The sequence below is a fragment of the Phenylobacterium sp. genome, from assembly GCF_025934275.1.
In the GTDB taxonomy this organism is placed as follows: Bacteria; Pseudomonadota; Alphaproteobacteria; order Caulobacterales; family Caulobacteraceae; genus Phenylobacterium.
In genome coordinates, this window is record NZ_JAICYI010000039.1 from 1 (window position 1) to 16,523 (window position 16,523).

Consider the following 16,523-nt stretch of genomic DNA (forward strand, 5'->3'; position numbering starts at 1 on the left):
CCCGGAGCCCGCGCCCGCCCCGGAGCCCGCGCCCGTCGCCGCGCCCGAGCCGGAACCGGTCCAGTCCTCCGCCGAGGCCGCGCCGCCGGACGAGGACGAGCCCCTTGAGCTCACCGAGAAGGTCGAGACGCACGGCGACCTCGACGTCTACACCCCGCCGCCCGCCGAACCGGCGAAGCCCGCCCCCGCGCCGGCGCCCGCCGCCGCCGCGCCGCCGCCGCGCCTGGAGCCGCTGGTCAGCGAAGGCGCCGCCCAGGCGGCGGCCTCGGCGTTCGGCAAGCTCGCCGCCACCGTCGCCATGCCGCCGCAGGGCCGCACGCTGGAGGACGTGGTCCGCGAGCTGCTGAACCCCTTGCTCCAGCAGTGGCTCGACGACCACCTGCCGGCGATCGTCCAGACCGCGGTCGAGGCCGAGGTCGAGCGCATCGCCCGCGGCCGAGTACGCTGACGTCCCTCCCTTGACGGGGAGGGACAGCTCGGCGCAGCCGAGCAGGGTGGGGAACCGCGCTCATCCCCTGCCTCCGAGTTTGATCCCTCCATCCCCACCCGGGCCGCTTTCGCGGCCTGTCCCTCCCCATTAAGTGAGGGAGGGGCCACCCGCCCAGTCGACAAGACCCATGCTCTCTAAAACCTTCGATCCCAAGACCGTCGAGCCGCGCCTCTATGCGGCCTGGGAGGCCTCCGGCGCCTTCGCGCCCGCCGAGGATCCCGCCGCCGAGCCGTTCTCGATCGTCATCCCGCCGCCCAACGTCACCGGCTCGCTGCACATCGGCCATGCGCTTAACAACACCCTGCAGGACGTGCTCGTCCGCTTCGAGCGCATGCGGGGCAAGGCCGCGCTCTGGCTGCCCGGCACCGATCACGCCGGCATCGCCACCCAGATGGTGGTCGAGCGGCAGCTCGCGGCCGAGGGCAACATCTCCCGCCGCGACCTCGGGCGCGAGGCCTTCGTCGAGAAGGTCTGGGAATGGAAGGCGAGGTCAGGCGGGACCATCGTCAACCAGCTCCGCAGGCTGGGCGCCTCCTGCGACTGGAGCCGAGAGCGCTTCACCCTGGACGAGGGGCTATCCGCTGCCGTTCGCAAAGTCTTCGTCGGGCTTTACAAGGAAAAGCTCATCTATCGTGACAAGCGGCTGGTGAACTGGGATCCGCACTTCCAGACCGCCATCTCCGATCTCGAGGTCGAGCAGCGCGAGGTCGACGGCCACTACTGGCATTTCGCCTATCCGCTGGAGGACGGTTCGGGGGAGATCGTCGTCGCCACCACCCGGCCGGAGACCATGCTTGGCGACACGGCGGTCGCGGTCCATCCCACCGACGAACGCTACACGAAGCTGATCGGCCGCGCCGTCCGCCTGCCGATCGTGGGCCGCCCGATTCCGATCATCGCCGACGAGTACCCCGATCCGGAGAAGGGCTCGGGCGCGGTGAAGATCACCCCGGCGCACGACTTCAACGACTTCGCGGTCGGCAAGCGCCACAACCTGCCGATGATCAACATCCTCGACGGCTTCGCGCGCCTGAACGACAACGTCCCCGCCGGCTACCGCGGGCTCGACCGCTTCGCCGCCCGCCAGAAGGTGGTCGATGAATTCGAGCGCCTGGGCCTGCTGCGCGGGGTCGAGAAGACCCGCCACGTGGTCCCGCACGGCGACCGCTCGGGCGTCGTCGTCGAGCCCTATCTGACGGACCAGTGGTACGTGAACGCCGAGGCGCTGGCCCGGCCGGCCATCAAGGCGGTCGAGGCGGGCGACACCGTCTTCGTCCCCCGGGCCTGGGAGAAGACCTACTTCGAGTGGATGCGCAACATCCAGCCCTGGTGCGTCTCGCGCCAGCTCTGGTGGGGCCACCGCATTCCGGCCTGGTACGGCCCCGACGGGCGGGTCTTCGTCGAGGAGAGCGAGGTCGAGGCCCGCCGGCAGGCGGAGGAGCACTACGGCCGCCCGACCGAGCTTCGCCAGGACGAGGACGTCCTCGACACCTGGTTCTCCTCGGCGCTGTGGCCGTTCTCCACCTTGGGCTGGCCCGAGCAGACCCGAGATCTCGCCCGCTTCTACCCGACCCACACCCTGGTCACCGGCTTCGACATCATCTTCTTCTGGGTCGCGCGGATGATGATGCAGGGCCTGCACTTCATGGGCGAGGTCCCCTTCAGGCGGGTGTTCATCAACGCCCTGGTCCGCGACGCCGAGGGCAAGAAGATGTCCAAGGCCAAGGGCAACGTCGTCGATCCGCTGGAGCTGGTGGACGAGTACGGGGCCGATGCGCTGCGCTTCACGCTCACCGCCATGACCTCGGGCGGCCGCGACCTCAACCTGTCGCGCCAGCGCATCGAGGGCTACCGCAACTTCGGCACCAAGCTGTGGAACGCGACCCGCTTCTGCCAGATGAACGGCTGCGCCCGGGCCGAAGGCTTCGATCCGGCGGCGGCGAAGGCGCCGCTCAACCGCTGGATCGTCGGCGAGACGGCGCGCACCGCCCAGGCCGTCACCCTGGCCCTGGCGGAGTGCGAGTTCGACCGCGCGGCCGAGGCGCTCTACCGGTTCATCTGGAACCGCTTCTGCGACTGGTACGTCGAGCTCGCCAAGCCGGTGCTGAACGGGGCGGACCAGGCCGCCAAGGCCGAAACCCAGGCCACCGCCGCGTGGGCGCTCGACGAGACGCTGAAGCTGCTGCATCCGGTGATGCCGTTCCTGACCGAGGAGCTCTGGGGCCAGACGGCGGACCTCGGCGTCCCGCGCGCCCATCGCGGCTTCCTGATGACTGCGCCGTGGCCGCAGCTGCCCGACAGCCTCGTCGACCCGGCCGCCGACGCCGAGATCGGCCTGATCGTCGAGGCGATCAGCGAAGGCCGCTCGGTGCGCCAGGAGCTGAACGTGCCGCCTGCGGCCCGCCCGCCGCTCCTGGTGCTCGAGGCCACGTCCGGCCAGCGGCGCGTCCTCGAAGCCGCCGCCCCGCTGATCGGCCAGCTGCTGCGCGTCTCGGCGGTGCGCATCGTCGGGGCCGCGCCGGAAGGCGCCATCCCCTACGTCGTCGAGGGCGCGACCTTCGCCCTGCCGGTCGCCGAGTTCATCGACCTTTCCGCCGAGCGCGCGCGGCTCGCCAAGGAGGTGGCCGGCCACTCCGGCGAGATCGAAAAGCTCGCCAAGAAGCTCGCCAACCCCGACTTTGTCGCCCGCGCGCCCGAGGAGGTGGTGGAGGAGAATCGCGAACGCCTGGCCGAAGCCGAGGCCGCCAAGGCCAAGCTGCAGGCCGCCCTCAGCCGCCTGGAGGCGGTGGCGTAGCCTCCGCCAACCCGTCGGCGTGGTCGTGTCCAATTGACTTGCCGCTGCGGCAGGAGCACGCTTCCGCAAGCGGCGATATCGACGGCGCCGGAGGTTCGGGAGGAGCGCATGCGGGGGCATGCAGCATGGCTTGGTCTGGCGGCGCTGGCCCTCGCCGGACCCGCGGCCGCCCAGGCGGTGGACGTCTGGGGCGGCGGGCTCGCCTCGGCCTGCTCGGCGGCGGCCCAGGGCGGCTCCTCCAGCATCCGCGACGAGCGGGTCTGCACCCAGTCGCTGGAGACCGAGCAGCTCATCCCCCTCGACCGGGCCGGCACCTACGTCAACCGCGGCATCATCAAGCTGCACGCCAAGCGCTACGCCGAGGCGCTGGCCGACTTCAACACCGCCATCCGCTACAAGGCCGACCTCGCCGAGGCCTATGTGAACCGCGCCGCCGCGCGCATCGGCCTGCGCCAGTTCAAGGACAGCGTGTCCGATATCGACAACGCGCTGATCCTGAACGTGAAGGAGCCGGAGAAGGCCTACTACAACCGCGCCGTCGCCTACGAGTACCTGGACGACGAGAAGGACGCCTGGCTCGACTACAACAAGGCGCTTCAGCTCGCCCCCGACTGGCCGCTGGTCAAGCAGCAGCTCGCCCGCTTCACGGTCAGCCATCCGCTCGACGCCCTGCCGACCGTCGCCTCGCCGACGCCTGAGGCGAAGCCGCAGCCATGAGGGCCGCGCTCCTCGCCGTCGTCTGCGCGTCGGCCGCCGGCGCCGCTCTGGCCCAGACGGCGCGCCCGCACGAGGTCGCCCCGCTGACCGTCATGCCGCCGCCGCCGAAGGATGCGCCGCCTGCCGATGTCACCATCCCGATCCGCGGCGACCAGGAGGCGCAGGGCGTCGTGGTGTTCCCGGAGACCGCGCTGAAGGACGGGGTCAGCGGCTATGTCACCCTGGGCTGCCGGGTCGACGTGCACGGCCTCGCCGAGCGCTGCCGGGTGGTCTACGAGAGCCCGCGGGGCCGCGGCTTCGGCAAGGCGGCGCTCGCGCTGCGGCCGACCTTCAAGCTGACGCCCAGGGCCGGCCCCGACGGGCCTGTCGACGCGCCGATGAACGTCGCGCTCGCCTTCATCGCCCGCCCGCCCGACAACAGCCTGCAGGAGGTGAACTCCGCGGCCATGGGCAGCATGGAGACCACCGGCCGCACCATCTACGTGCACAACAACCCGATGATCGGGCGCGCCATGACCATGCTGACCGAGCCTGCGTGGGCCGCGGCCCCCGGCTTCGACGATTGGGCCAAGGCCTATCCGCCGGAAGGCGGCGGAGTGGAGGGTTACGCCGTCGCCCACTGCAAGGTGGACCGCCAGGGCGAGCTAAGCCGCTGCGCCGCCGCCGAGGAGCTGCCCGCGGGCCACGGCTTCGGCAGGGCCGCCGTCGGGCTGGCCGCCCACTTCCGCGCCTCGCCCGAGGCGATGGCCGCGGCCCCGCACGGCGCGCCAGTCGAGGTGGACGTGCCGGTGCGCTTCGTCCCGCCCGGCCAAGCCTCCGACCGCACGGTCCGGGCGCCCCTGTGGATCGCGGGCTCCGATCCTGCGACCCTGATCCGCGAGCTTCCCCCGGGCCTTGCCAAGCGCGCCGACAGTCCCGGCGCCGTGGTCCAGTGCAAGGTGGGGCAGGGCGGCGCGGTCGCCGGCTGCGCCATCGAGTACACCAGCCCCGACGGTATCGACTACGACGAGGCGGCCGTGAAGCTCGCCTCGCGGCTGCGCATAAACCTGTGGTCCGCCGAGGCGAGCCCCGTGCTGGGCGGGGTCATCCATATCCCGGTCAAGCCGGCGCCCGCCGAGCGCCAGGCCGAGCGATAATCCGGTGTTGCTTGCGCTGCTCGCCGCCGCCGCCGTCGCCTCGCAGGCCCCGGTGCTGCCCGCGCCCAAGGTCGTTTCGCCGCTCATCGTCGTGCGCCGGCCGAAGGGAGCGCCGGCTCCGGATCTGACCCTGCAGGTGGGCGGCGACGACGACCAGGTGCGCGGCCAGGACATCGCCGTCTGGCCGGCCGCCGCGCGCGAAGCGGGCCTGAGCGGCTACGTCACCCTCTCGTGCTTCGTCGACGTCCACGGCCTCGCCGAGAACTGCCGGGTCATCTTCGAGGCGCCGCCCGGGAAGGGTTTTGGCGCGGCCGCCCTGGCGCTTCGACCCACATTCAAGCTGCCGCCGCCCGAAGGTCCGGTGGGCCCGATCGACGCCACCTTGAAGATCGCCGTCGATTTCAACCTGCCGCAGGTTGAATCGAACTTCCAGGAGATCGCTATCGCGCGCGAGCTGCCGGTCGGGACCATGACCGGCGATACCGCCAAGAACGAGGGCAATCACGAGATCAACGCCGCCAACCTCAGGATCTCGCACAATCCCATCGAGATGCGCCGGCTCACCCTGATGACCGAGCCCGGCTGGGTGCAGGCGCCCAGCTTCGAAGAGTGGGCCGCCGCTTATCCGGCGAACGGCGGTGGTGTCGAGGGCTATGCCATCGCCCATTGCCGGGTGGGCCTGCAGGGCCTGCTGAGCCGCTGCGTCGTCGCCAAGGAGCTTCCCGTGGGACGCGGCTTCGGCAAGGCCGCCGTGGCGCTCGCCGCCCATTTCCGCGCCTCGCCCGAGGCTATGGCGACGGCCCCGCGCGGCGCGCCGATCGAGGTGGATGTCCCGATCCGCTTCGCGCCGCCCGCGCAGGCGAGCGACCGCACCGTCCACGCCGCGGCCTGGATCGCCGGGTCCGACCCGGTCACGCTCGCGCAGGGCCTGCCGGCGGCGAAACCCGGCAGTCCCGGGGCGGTCGTCCGCTGCCGGGTCGGCGATGCGGGCGCGCTCGAGGCCTGCGAGATCGAGTACACCAGCCCTGACGGCATCGATTTCGACGAGGCGGCGGTCAAGCTCGCTTCGCATCTGCGCATGAGCCTCTGGTCTGCCGAAGCGAGCCCGGTGCGGGGCGGCGTCGTTCACATCGCCATCCGTCCGAGCCTCGCCCTGCAGGCGGCCAACTAGCGGCGGCTGCGCAGGCCGGCCGGCTCAGGCGTTGCGCTCCAAGCTGCGCCGCCCGATATGGGCGGCTGGGCCGTCATCCATCGCACCCGGAGCGCCAGCGCATGTCCGAAGCCCCGCAGCCGCTGAACCAGCCCGCCGACTACGTTCCGCCCAAGGTCTGGGCCTGGAACAAGGACAAGGACAGCGGCGGCCGCTTCAACAACATCAACCGCCCGGTGGCCGGCCCCACCCACGACAAGGAGCTCCCGGTCGGCGAGCATCCGTTCCAGCTCTATTCGCTCGCCACGCCCAACGGTCAGAAGGTCACCATTCTGCTCGAGGAGCTCCTGGCGCTCGGCCACAAGGGCGCGGAGTACGACGCCTGGCTGGTCAACATCGGCTCGGGCGACCAGTTCGGCTCCGGCTTCGTCGAGATCAATCCGAACTCCAAGATCCCGGCGCTCCTCGACCGCTCCGGGCCGACGCCTTTCCGGGTCTTCGAATCCGGCGCGATCCTGGCGCACCTGGCGGAGAAGTTCGGCGCCTTCCTGCCCATCGAGCCCGCGGCGCGCGCCGAGACGCTCTCGTGGCTGTTCTGGCAGATGGGCGCGGCGCCCTACCTGGGCGGCGGCTTCGGCCACTTCTACGCCTACGCCCCGTTCAAGATCGAGTACGCCATCGACCGTTTCGCCATGGAGGTGAAACGTCAGGCCGACGTGCTCGACCGCAGGCTGGCGGAAACCGAGTACCTGGCGGGCGATCAGTACACCATCGCCGACATCGCGGTCTGGCCCTGGTACGGCGCGCTCGCCAAGGGCCAGGTCTATGGCGCGGGCGAATTCCTCGCGGCCCACGAGTACAGGCACCTGAACCGCTGGGCCGACCAGATCGCGCGCCGTCCCGCGGTCAAGCGCGGCCGCCGCGTCAACCGCGCCGGCGAAGGCGGCGTCCCCGAACGCCATTCCGCCGCCGACATCGACAAGGCCCTGGAGACGGCCTGATCGTTCCTCCCGCGCAGGGGAGGCGCCGCGAAGCTGCCGGAGTGGTTTCATCCTCGGCCGCTCGCGGGATGAGCGCGCTTCGGAAGAAATTCGCGAAAAATCTTGCCAGGCGGACCCTGTGCGTGTTCTACTTTTGTTCATGATCACGCGCGACGCCATGGCGGAACGGCATCAGGGGTTGCTGCAGAGGGTGCAGCAGCTCTCGCTGAAGCTCGCCGAGGACCTCGCCGAGACGGCGCTCAAGTGCGAGGACGAGGACCGGAAGGCCAGGCTTTCCGGCGCCTTCCACAAGATCACCCGAGGGCTTCGCCAGAGCGTGGCGCTGGAGGCGAAGCTCGTCCTCGACGAAGAGCGCGCCCAGCGCGAGGTCGAGGCGGCCGCCCGCCAGACGCTCAAGGACGAGGTGGCCGCGCGCAAGACCCAGCTGAAGGTCCGCGCCGAGCGCGTCGTCTGGGACGAGTACGATCAGGGCTATGAGGACGAGCTGACCGAGGGCGTCGAGCTCATGTGCCGCATCGAGGATTGGATCGAGGCCGCGGCCGAGGCCGAGGACTTCCTCGCCGAGCCCGCGCCGGTTCAGCTCGCCCGCCTCATCGCCCATTTCCGCCTCGTCGGCGTCCGGCCGTCCGAGCCCCCGCCGCCCGCGCCCCAGGCCAGCGGCGGCAACTGTGATTCCGTCCCCCGCCGTCCGGATTCCTCCTGACCCCGTGTCGCGCTCGGCTTGAACCGCGGAATTCACGGAAGAGGCGGAAGGCCGCCTCTGCGAGCGGCCGCGCACGAACCTGCCCGCCGTCCCGCCGAGTCCGCGAAATCCAACTGCGGTTTCACTTGCGGGCGGCCTGATCTTGGCCAATGTGCCGAGGTCGGTGGGGAATTTCTGCATGCGCAAACTGATCTCGGCGGCCGCGGCCGTCCTCGCCCTGTCCCTGGGATTAGCGGCGGTCTCGCCGTGCGCCGTCGCGGCCGACGAGACCGCCAGGTCCGACGCCGCCAAGTCCGAGGCCAAGGAGAAGATCGAACTGCCGCCGTTCCCGGCCGACGCCACGGTCAAGCAGGTGACGCACGTGGCCGGCAGGACGCTGAACTACACGGCGACGGTCGGCTCGCTGCCGGTGCGCGACGCCAAGGGCAAGAAGATCGCCGAAGTGGTGTTCACCGCCTACATCCTCGACGGGCCGCGCGATCACGCCCGGCCGGTGACCTTCGCCTTCAACGGCGGGCCGGGCGCGGCCTCGGTCTACCTCAACATGGGGGCGATCGGGCCGAAGCGGATCCAGTTCGGCGCCCAGGGCGACAGCCCCTCCGATCCGGTGCGCCTGGTCGACAACGCCGGCTCCTGGCTTGACTTCACCGACCTGGTGTTCATCGACCCCGTCGGCACCGGCTTCTCCCGCTCGCTGGAGGAGACCGAGCAGACCAAGAAGGACTTCTTCCAGGTCAAGCAGGACGTGGCCTACCTCTCGCGGATCGTCTTCGACTGGCTGGTGAAGAACGGCCGCATGGCCTCGCCCAAGTACGTGGTCGGCGAGAGCTACGGCGGCTACCGGGCGCCGGCCATCGCCCACTACCTGCAGACCGAGCTGGGCGTCGGCCCCTCCGGCGTGGTCATGGTCTCGCCGTTCCTCGACGCCCGGACCCAGTCGTTCGAGGACATCTCGCCATTGCCCTTCATCGTCGAGCTGCCCTCGGAGGCCGCCGCCAACTACGAGCGCCAGGGCAAGCCGCTGAACCCCGAGACCCTGGCCGAAGTCGAGCAGTACGCCCGCAGCGAGTTCGCCGTCGATCTCATGAAGGGCCGCTCCGATCCCGCCGCGGTGGACCGCATCGTCGCCCACGTCACCCGCTACACGGGGCTGCGTCCCGAGCTCGTCAAGCACATGGGCGGCCGCGTCGATCCCGGCGTCTTCCTGCGCGAGCTCTACCGCGACCAGGGCAAGCTCGCCTCGGTCTACGATTCCAACGTCACCACCTGGGATCCCTATCCCTGGTCGCAGGACCAGCGCGCCGGCGATCCGATCCTCGATGCGATCATCGCGCCCACCACCTCGGCCATGGTCGACTTCATGACCCGCACCGTCGGCTGGAAGGTGGAAGGCCGCTACAACGCGCTTTCCAACGCCGTGAACCGGGCGTGGGAGAAGAACTGGTTCCAGGAGGTCGAGAGCGTTTCCGATCTCAGGAAGGCGGTCGCCGCCGACGGCAAGCTGCGCGTGCTGATCGCCCACGGTTACGACGACCTTTCCTGTCCGTTCTTCGCCTCGCAGCTGATCGTCGACCAGATGCCGCCGATGGGCGACCCCGGCCGCGTGCGGCTCGCGGTCTATCCGGGCGGCCACATGTTCTACTCCCGCCCCGACAGCCAGGCCGCCTTCCGCCGCGACGTCATGGCTCTCTACGCCGCGCGGTAGCCTTCCTTTCCGCCGGAGCGGGAGAGGGAAAGCGGCTTCCGCGGCGTTTGCGTCTCACCCTGGGTTATGGTTGTTCACCCACGACGCCGCGCGGGCGCGACGCGCCGCCTGCGAAGTAGGAGCATCCGATGTCGAACCCCGATCTGCCGGCCGGCTGGCCCGCCATGTCCATCGATCAGGCGCATGCCCTGCTCACCCAGCCCGGCAGCCCGCTGGAGACCGAGGAGGTCGTGATCGGCGGCGTGAAGACCAAGGTGTGGAAGAACGCCCCGCCGTCCCTGCGCGCCATCGTCGAGGCGGCCCGCGCGCACGGCGACAAGATCTATCTCGTGTACGAGGACGAGCGGGTCTCCTACGCCGCCTTCTTCCGCGCCACCGCCCGGCTGGCCCACGCCATGGCCGACGCCGGCGTGAAGAAGGGCGACCGCGTCTCGGTGATCATGCGCAACCTGCCGGAGTGGGTGGTCGCCTTCTACGCCGCCGCCTCGCTGGGCGCCGTGGTCACCCCGCTGAACGCCTGGTGGACCGGCCCCGAGCTGGAGTACGGCCTGACCGACTCCGGGACCAAGCTCGCCGTCGTCGACGCCGAGCGCTACGAGCGGCTGGCCGAGCACATCCACAACTGCCCAGACCTGCTGCGCATCTACGTTTCCCGCTGCCGCGGCGACGAGGAGATCGCACATCCGCGCGTCGCCAAGCTGGAGGACGTGATCGGCGCGCCGAACGACTGGCAGGCCCTGCCGGACGCCGAGTTGCCGCCCGCCGAGGTCGGTCCCGAGGACGACGCCACCATCTTCTACACCTCCGGCACCACCGGTAAGCCGAAGGGCGCGCTCGCCACCCAGCGGGCGGTCAACACCGCGGTGCTCACCGGCGCGGCCGCGGCGGCCCGCAACTTCCTGCGGCGGGGCGAGACTCCGCCCGCGCCCGATCCCAACGCGCCGCAGCGTTCGTCCCTGCTCTCGGTGCCGTTCTTCCACGTCACCGGCTGCATGGCGGTGCTCAATCCCTCCACCTTCGGCGGGGCCAAGTTGGTGATGATGTACAAGTGGGATCCGATCCGCGCCTTCGAGCTGATCGAGCGCGAGAAGATCCAGGCGGCCGGCGGCGTGCCGACCATCGCCTGGCAGCTGATCGAACATCCGGCGCGGGCGAACTATGACCTGTCGTCGCTAGAGAGCGTGGCGTACGGCGGCGCGCCCTCGGCGCCCGAGCTGGTGCGGCGGCTGCGCGAGACATTCCCCAAGTCGCAACCCGGTCAGGGCTGGGGCATGACGGAGACCTGCGCCACCGTCACCTCCAACGGGGCCGAGGACTACATCAACCGCCCCGACAGCTGCGGCCCCGCCGCGCCCGTCGCCAAGCTCGAGATCCGCAGTCCCGAGGACGGCAAGGCCGTGCTGCCGGCCGGCGAGGTGGGCGAGCTCTGGTCGTTCGGCCCGATGAACTGCAAGGGCTACTGGAACAAGCCGGAGCCCACCGCCCAGACCTATGTCGACGGCTGGGTGCGCACCGGCGACCTCGCCCGTCTCGACGAGGAGGGCTTCTGCTACATCATCGACCGGGCCAAGGACATGCTGATCCGCGGCGGCGAGAACATCTACTGCGTCGAGGTGGAGAACGTGCTCTACGACCATCCCGCGGTGATGGACGCCGCGGTGGTCGGCAAGCCGCACCGGACGCTCGGCGAAGAGCCCGCCGCGGTGGTCGGGCTGAAGCCGGGCGCGGAGGCCACGGAGGCCGAGCTCCGCGCCTTCGTGGCCGATCGGCTGGCGGCGTTCAAGGTGCCGGTGGAGATCGTCATCCGCCACGAGACCCTGCCGCGCAATCCCAACGGCAAGATCCTCAAGAAAGAGCTCAAGGAGCTGTTCGCGGCGGAGCAGGCGAGCGCCTGAGGCGCGGGTGGCCAGGAAGCGCGCCGCCGTCCTGCTGGTCGAGCGGGGCTTCTTCGAGAGCCGCGCCAGGGCCCGCGCCGCGATCGAGGCGGGGGGCGTCAGCGCCGACGGCCGGCTCGTCGCCAAGCCCTCCGAGCCGCTCGATGAGGCGTCCGAGATTGTCGCAGCCGCCGCGCATCCTTGGGTCGGTCGCGGCGCCCTGAAGCTGCTGCACGCGTTCGAGGCCTGGCCGCTCGGGGTGGCGGGCGCCGTCGTGCTCGATCTCGGCGCCTCCACCGGCGGCTTCACCGAGGTCTGCCTCGCGCGCGGCGCCGCCAAGGTCTACGCGGTCGATGTCGGCCGCGGCCAGCTGCATCGCGCGCTGGCCGCCGATCCGCGGGTCGTCAGCCTGGAGGGCCTCGACGCACGGTCTTTGACCAGTGAGCACATCGCCGAGCCGCCCGGCCTGATCGTGGCCGATCTCAGCTTTATCGGGCTTGCGAAGGCGCTGCCCGCCGCGCTCGCCCTGGCCGCGCCGGCCGCGGATCTCGTGGCGTTGGTGAAACCGCAGTTCGAGGTCGGGCCGGGACATGTCGGCAAGGGCGGCGTGGTCAGGGATGCGGCCGCGCGGGACACGGCGCTCGCGGCCGTCGCGGCCTTCCTCGCGGGCGCCGGCTGGCCGGTGCGGGCGAGCGGCGAAAGCCCGATCCCGGGCGGCGACGGCAATCGCGAATGCCTGGTGTGGGCGCGCCGGGCGTCCTAGCGCCGCAGCAGCCGCGAGAGCGCGCGGAGCGGTGCGGTCGCCCGCCAGGAGGTCGAGGCGTAAACCGCCTCCAAGGTCGCCCGCAGTCGCTGGGACTCCGCCGGATCCGCCGTCTCCCCGGCCGCCGGGCCGTCAGTTCGCACGGCGCCGTTCAGCCGGTGCGGCGGCGCTTCGGCCGCGGCCTGCCCAGGCATCGGGGTCTCCCCGGCCTTGATCCCCACGAACATCGCCCGGGCGGTCTGGTAGTGCCATCCCTCCGGCGACAGGTAATGCGCTGACCAGTTCAACAGCTGGTCGAAGTCCTCCAGCACGATCGAGAAACCGGCGTCGCGGAGCGAGCGGACCAGCGCGCCCTTGGTCGGCCAGAACGAGCGCCGGTTCTCCCACGACGCCCACTTCAGGCTCTCCAGCCGGTCCTTGTCCGCGGCAGGATCGAAATCGTGCTCGGCGTACCAGCGGCCGGGCAGCCCTTCATGCATCGTGAGCGGTCCCAGATTGAAGGTCCGGACCGCCGGCTCATGGTCGAACTCGGGGGCGACGTGGGTGTCGATGAAGATCGCCTTGCGGCACGCCAGCGCCATCTCCTGCAGGAACCGGTGCTGGTCCTCCATGTGGTAGTGCAGGCCGACGCAGAAGATCATGTCGAAGGGACCGTAGCGGCCGACGTTCCAGGCGTCGTCGCGGATGAACCGCAGGTTCGGAAGGCTGGTCCGCGACTTGATGTACTCAGCGTTGGCGATGTTGGCTTCGCGCACGTCGATGCCGGTGCTGTCCAGCCCGAGCCTGGCGAACTCGGTCGCGAAGCCGCCCTCCAGGCATCCTAGGTCGACGATCGAGCGGCCGGCCCACCCCTCGGGATAGAGCAGCGGCAGCAGGTTCTTCACGCAGACGTAGTCGCCCATCGTCTCGATCGGGTTCGCCTGCGGGAAGGTGTAGGAGCCGTCGTCCAGCTGGACGTTGTGCGCGGTGAAGCCGCCGGTCGCCGTGAGCGTCATGAGCCGATTATAGGCGAAACCCCCGATCCTCGAAGGCGAGCGGCGAAAAAGACGGCCGCCCGCCGGTTGGCGAGCGGCCGAGGCGCACAGATGCGGCGTGGATTCAGTTCACGACCTGATAGCGGCCGTTGGCGTCCAGGCAGACGCGGACGAAGCGCTTCTGGACGCGGCCGTCCGGCAGATAGACCGGACTCTCGGCGAGCGTGCAGCCGTCGTCGGCGGCTTGGCCATCGGCCAGGCGGTACCGCTCGCCATGCCGGCCGTAGGCCCAGCCGGGCCCGTCGTCGCGGCCCTCGTATTGATAGCTATAGTCGCCATAGGGCGGCTCGGCATTGTAGGCGGCGGGCGGCGGCCCGGGCGGGGGCGGCGGCAGGGGGACCTGGCGACACGGCGCACTCGACGAGCCGATGCCGGCGCCCACCAGCGCGCCGACCCCGCCGCCGACGAGGCCGCCGTCCGAGCGGTGGTGGTTCGCCGCCATGTTGGCGCCGACCACCGCGCCCAGGCCGCCGCCGATCAGGGCGCCCACCAGGCCGCGGTTGCTGGATTGCTGCTGGCAGCCCGGATAGCCGCCGCCGTAGTAGCCGTACTGGCCGTAGGGCTGCGCCTGGGCGGCCACGCCTACCGCGCCCAGCGCTCCCGCGCCGGCGACGGCCGCGATCAGGCCCCTGGCGAAAGTCTTACGGTTCATCTGATCCCTCTCACGAACGCGCCATGCGGCCCGTGGACCGCTCTCCTGGCGGACTATGGCCGGCGTTATCTGAACGGGCCTTAATCGCCTTGTTCATCTTCGTTTATCTTTGGTTGACGCGGGACGCGCAGCACTGCGGCATGAGGTCCGCCATGCGCCGCCCGCGACCCCAACCGCCCCCCGCCGGACCGCCGGTCGAGCTCGTCGTCGAAGCCGTGGGCGGGGAGGGCGACGGCGTTGCGGTCGGGCCGACCTACGTGCCCTTCACACTGCCCGGCGAGCGGGTGCGGGCCGCCGGCGCCGGGGAGCGGCGTACGCTCGTCGAGGTGCTCGAGCCGAGCCTTGAGCGGGTGGCTCCGCCATGCCCGCACTTCCACGCCTGCGGCGGCTGCGCGCTGCAGCACTGGGCGCCGGCGCCCTATCTCGCCTGGAAGGTCGAGCGGCTGAGGGCGACGCTGGCGCGGCAACGGATCGAGACCGAGCTGCTCACGGCGTTCGCCGCCAAGCCCGCCAGCCGCCGGCGCCTCGCGCTGCACGCGCGCAAGGGGACCGCGGCGGCCGCCCGGCTGGGCTACAAGGCCCGCAGGTCCTGGGAGCTGGTCGAGATCGCGGTGTGCCCGATCGCCGAGCCAAGGCTGCAGGTCGCAATCCCCGCCTTGAAGCGCCTCGCCGCGCCGCTCTTCGAACACCCGAAGTCGGCGCCCACCTTGCATGTCACGCTCACCGACAGCGGCCTCGACGTCGAGATCTCCGGCGTCGAGAGCAGGTCCGGCGGACTCTCCGCCGACGCACGGGTGCAGCTCGCCGAGCGCGCCGCGGCGGCGGATTTCGCCCGCGTCAGCCTTGACGGCGAAGTCGCCTATCAGGCTCGCGCGCCTCAGGTGCGGCTGGGTCCCGCCATCGTGGACCTGCCGCCGGGCGCCTTCCTGCAGGCGACGCGGGAGGCCGAGGCCGCGATGGCCGACTTCGTCGCCGAGGCCGCGGCGGGCGCGCGCCGCATCGCCGACCTCTACTGCGGCGTCGGCACCTTCACGTTCCGGCTGGCGCAGATCGCGCCGGTTCATGCGCTCGACGCCTCCGCCGAGGCCATCCGCGCGCTCGCCGCCGCCGCCGGTGCGTTGGGCCAGGGGGCCGTCACCACGGAAGTCTGCGACCTGGTCCGCCGGCCGGTGCTCGCCGCCGAGCTGAAGCGCACCGACGTCGCCGTGTTCGATCCGCCGCGAGCCGGCGCGGCCGAGCAGGCGGCCGAACTCGCCAGGTCCGCCGTCGCCCGCGTGATCGGCGTCTCCTGCAATCCCGCCACCTTCGCCCGCGATGCGCGCACCCTCATCGAGGCGGGCTTCCGCCTCGCCCGCGTGCTCCCCCTCGACCAGTTCCTCTGGTCGCCGCACATTGAACTCGTGGGCGTGTTCGATCGCTGAGCGCCTCATCCGAACAGTTGCAGCTGATCGCCGGCTTGCGGCGGGATGCGGAAATGGGTCAGGTCGAGCGGCGGCAGGGGCTCGGCGAGGCCGTAGCGCTGCTTGGCGGTCGCAAAGCGGCGGGACATCAGGGCGGCGATCGGGCCCTCGCCCTTCATGCGCTTGCCCCACTGGCTGTCGTAGGCCTTGCCGCCGCGGATCTGGCGGATCAGCGACATCACGCGCGATGCGCGATCGGGGTGGTCCGTCGCGAGCCACTCCTCGAACAGGTCCTTGATCTCGAGGGGCAGGCGGAGCGCGACATAGCCCGCGCCGCGCGCCCCGGCCTCGGCCGCGCGCTGCAGGACCGCCTCCATCTCGTGGTCGTTCAGGCCGGGGATGCAGGGCGCGAACATGACGATCACCGGAACGCCGGCGCCGGCCAGGCGCCGCACCGCCTCGAGCCGCTTCTCCGGGGTGGCGGCGCGCGGCTCCATGGAGCGGGCGAGCCTGCGGTCGAGCGTGGTGATCGAGATCGCCACCCGGACCAGGTTTTTCGTTGACATGGACGAGATGACGTCGAGGTCGCGAAGGATCAGGGCCGACTTGCTGATGATCGAGAAGGGATGGTTGAACCGCTCCAGCACCTCGAGCACCTGACGGGTCACGCGCAGCTTGCGCTCTTGCGGCTGGTAGGGATCGGTGTTGCCGCCGATATGAATGATTTCAGGCTTGTAGCGGGGATCACTCAGTTCGCGCTCTAGGAGGCGGGCGGCCTCCGGCTTGAAGAACAGCTTGGATTCGAAGTCGAGCCCGGCGGAGAGGCCCATGTAGGCGTGCGCCGGGCGGGCGTAGCAGTAGATGCAGCCGTGCTCGCAGCCCCGGTAGGGATTGATCGAGGCGGAGAAGCCGACGTCGGGGCTGTCGTTGTGGGTGATGATCGTCTTCGCCCGCTCGGGCGAGACGCTGGTCGCGATAGCGGTCGCAAGCGCGTCGTCGGCGGTCCAGCCGTCGTCGAACGCCTCGCGCACCTCGGCCTCGAAGCGGCCGCTGCGGTTGGAGCGGGCGCCGCGCCCGCGGATCTGCTGGGTGAAGGTGGTCACG

Annotated in this window: 14 protein-coding genes; 11 read left to right on the forward strand and 3 right to left on the reverse strand. The window is 70.9% G+C overall.

Features of this window, described 5'->3' with window-relative positions; translation table 11 throughout:
• From Q0W60_RS11125 to Q0W60_RS11170, 10 genes are all read left to right on the forward strand, one after another.
• Positions 1–448: DUF2497 domain-containing protein (locus Q0W60_RS11125; RefSeq protein WP_297695548.1), on the forward strand; the 448-nt coding region annotated here is incomplete at its 5' end.
• Between the two features lie 169 nt (positions 449–617).
• Entirely contained in the window at positions 618–3,284 is a 2,667-nt protein-coding gene (locus Q0W60_RS11130) for a valine--tRNA ligase (RefSeq protein ID WP_297695550.1), read from the forward strand.
• 108 nt (positions 3,285–3,392) lie between these two features.
• The gene (locus tag Q0W60_RS11135; protein WP_297695552.1) at positions 3,393–4,001 is read left to right on the forward strand and encodes a hypothetical protein; all 609 of its coding nucleotides are present in this window, start codon (positions 3,393–3,395) and stop codon (positions 3,999–4,001) included.
• Positions 3,998–5,137 (forward strand): hypothetical protein, encoded by a 1,140-nt coding sequence (locus Q0W60_RS11140; RefSeq protein WP_297695554.1) that lies wholly within the window; start codon positions 3,998–4,000, stop codon positions 5,135–5,137. Before Q0W60_RS11135 ends, Q0W60_RS11140 begins: the two co-directional genes overlap by 4 nt.
• Positions 5,138–5,141: 4 nt before the next feature.
• Positions 5,142–6,308 carry a TonB family protein gene (locus Q0W60_RS11145; RefSeq protein ID WP_297695556.1) on the forward strand — a complete coding sequence of 389 codons (1,167 nt, stop codon included), beginning with the start codon at positions 5,142–5,144 and terminating at the stop codon, positions 6,306–6,308.
• A gap of 101 nt (positions 6,309–6,409) precedes the next feature.
• Complete coding sequence (yghU, locus tag Q0W60_RS11150; protein ID WP_297695558.1) at positions 6,410–7,288, forward strand: glutathione-dependent disulfide-bond oxidoreductase; 879 nt, start codon at positions 6,410–6,412, stop codon at positions 7,286–7,288.
• A gap of 157 nt (positions 7,289–7,445) precedes the next feature.
• The gene (locus Q0W60_RS11155) at positions 7,446–7,991 is read left to right on the forward strand and encodes a hypothetical protein (protein WP_297695560.1); all 546 of its coding nucleotides are present in this window, start codon (positions 7,446–7,448) and stop codon (positions 7,989–7,991) included.
• Positions 7,992–8,169: 178 nt separating this feature from the next.
• Positions 8,170–9,696 carry a peptidase S10 gene (locus tag Q0W60_RS11160; RefSeq protein ID WP_297695562.1) on the forward strand — a complete coding sequence of 509 codons (1,527 nt, stop codon included), beginning with the start codon at positions 8,170–8,172 and terminating at the stop codon, positions 9,694–9,696.
• Positions 9,697–9,824: 128 nt separating this feature from the next.
• Positions 9,825–11,591 (forward strand): class I adenylate-forming enzyme family protein, encoded by a 1,767-nt coding sequence (locus Q0W60_RS11165; RefSeq protein WP_297695564.1) that lies wholly within the window; start codon positions 9,825–9,827, stop codon positions 11,589–11,591.
• Between the two features lie 7 nt (positions 11,592–11,598).
• Positions 11,599–12,333 (forward strand): TlyA family RNA methyltransferase, encoded by a 735-nt coding sequence (locus Q0W60_RS11170; RefSeq protein WP_297695566.1) that lies wholly within the window; start codon positions 11,599–11,601, stop codon positions 12,331–12,333.
• On the opposite strand, the gene Q0W60_RS11175 is transcribed toward Q0W60_RS11170, so the two are convergent.
• Positions 12,330–13,328 carry a class I SAM-dependent methyltransferase gene (locus Q0W60_RS11175; RefSeq protein ID WP_297695568.1) on the reverse strand — a complete coding sequence of 333 codons (999 nt, stop codon included), beginning with the start codon at positions 13,326–13,328 and terminating at the stop codon, positions 12,330–12,332. The genes Q0W60_RS11170 and Q0W60_RS11175 overlap by 4 nt on opposite strands.
• A gap of 103 nt (positions 13,329–13,431) precedes the next feature.
• Positions 13,432–14,019, reverse strand: coding sequence for a glycine zipper 2TM domain-containing protein (locus Q0W60_RS11180; protein ID WP_297695570.1), 588 nt, complete (start codon positions 14,017–14,019; stop codon positions 13,432–13,434).
• A 152-nt stretch (positions 14,020–14,171) separates the two neighbouring features.
• On the opposite strand from Q0W60_RS11180, the gene Q0W60_RS11185 reads away from it, so the two are divergent.
• Positions 14,172–15,440 carry an RNA methyltransferase gene (locus tag Q0W60_RS11185; protein WP_297695571.1) on the forward strand — a complete coding sequence of 423 codons (1,269 nt, stop codon included), beginning with the start codon at positions 14,172–14,174 and terminating at the stop codon, positions 15,438–15,440.
• Between the two features lie 5 nt (positions 15,441–15,445).
• On the opposite strand, the gene Q0W60_RS11190 is transcribed toward Q0W60_RS11185, so the two are convergent.
• The gene (locus tag Q0W60_RS11190) at positions 15,446–16,522 is read right to left on the reverse strand and encodes a PA0069 family radical SAM protein (RefSeq protein WP_297695572.1); all 1,077 of its coding nucleotides are present in this window, start codon (positions 16,520–16,522) and stop codon (positions 15,446–15,448) included.
• Position 16,523: the final 1 nt, after the last annotated feature.

Coding starts and splice junctions, on each gene's coding strand:
- Q0W60_RS11165 (WP_297695564.1), top strand. CDS start 9,825: ATGTCGAACCCCGATCTGCCGGCCGGCTGGCCCGCCATGTCCATCGAT.
- Q0W60_RS11180 (WP_297695570.1), bottom strand. CDS start 14,019: ATGAACCGTAAGACTTTCGCCAGGGGCCTGATCGCGGCCGTCGCCGGC.
- Q0W60_RS11135 (WP_297695552.1), top strand. CDS start 3,393: ATGCGGGGGCATGCAGCATGGCTTGGTCTGGCGGCGCTGGCCCTCGCC.
- Q0W60_RS11140 (WP_297695554.1), top strand. CDS start 3,998: ATGAGGGCCGCGCTCCTCGCCGTCGTCTGCGCGTCGGCCGCCGGCGCC.
- Q0W60_RS11155 (WP_297695560.1), top strand. CDS start 7,446: ATGGCGGAACGGCATCAGGGGTTGCTGCAGAGGGTGCAGCAGCTCTCG.
- yghU (WP_297695558.1), top strand. CDS start 6,410: ATGTCCGAAGCCCCGCAGCCGCTGAACCAGCCCGCCGACTACGTTCCG.
- Q0W60_RS11160 (WP_297695562.1), top strand. CDS start 8,170: ATGCGCAAACTGATCTCGGCGGCCGCGGCCGTCCTCGCCCTGTCCCTG.
- Q0W60_RS11175 (WP_297695568.1), bottom strand. CDS start 13,328: ATGACGCTCACGGCGACCGGCGGCTTCACCGCGCACAACGTCCAGCTG.
- Q0W60_RS11130 (WP_297695550.1), top strand. CDS start 618: ATGCTCTCTAAAACCTTCGATCCCAAGACCGTCGAGCCGCGCCTCTAT.
- Q0W60_RS11185 (WP_297695571.1), top strand. CDS start 14,172: ATGCGCCGCCCGCGACCCCAACCGCCCCCCGCCGGACCGCCGGTCGAG.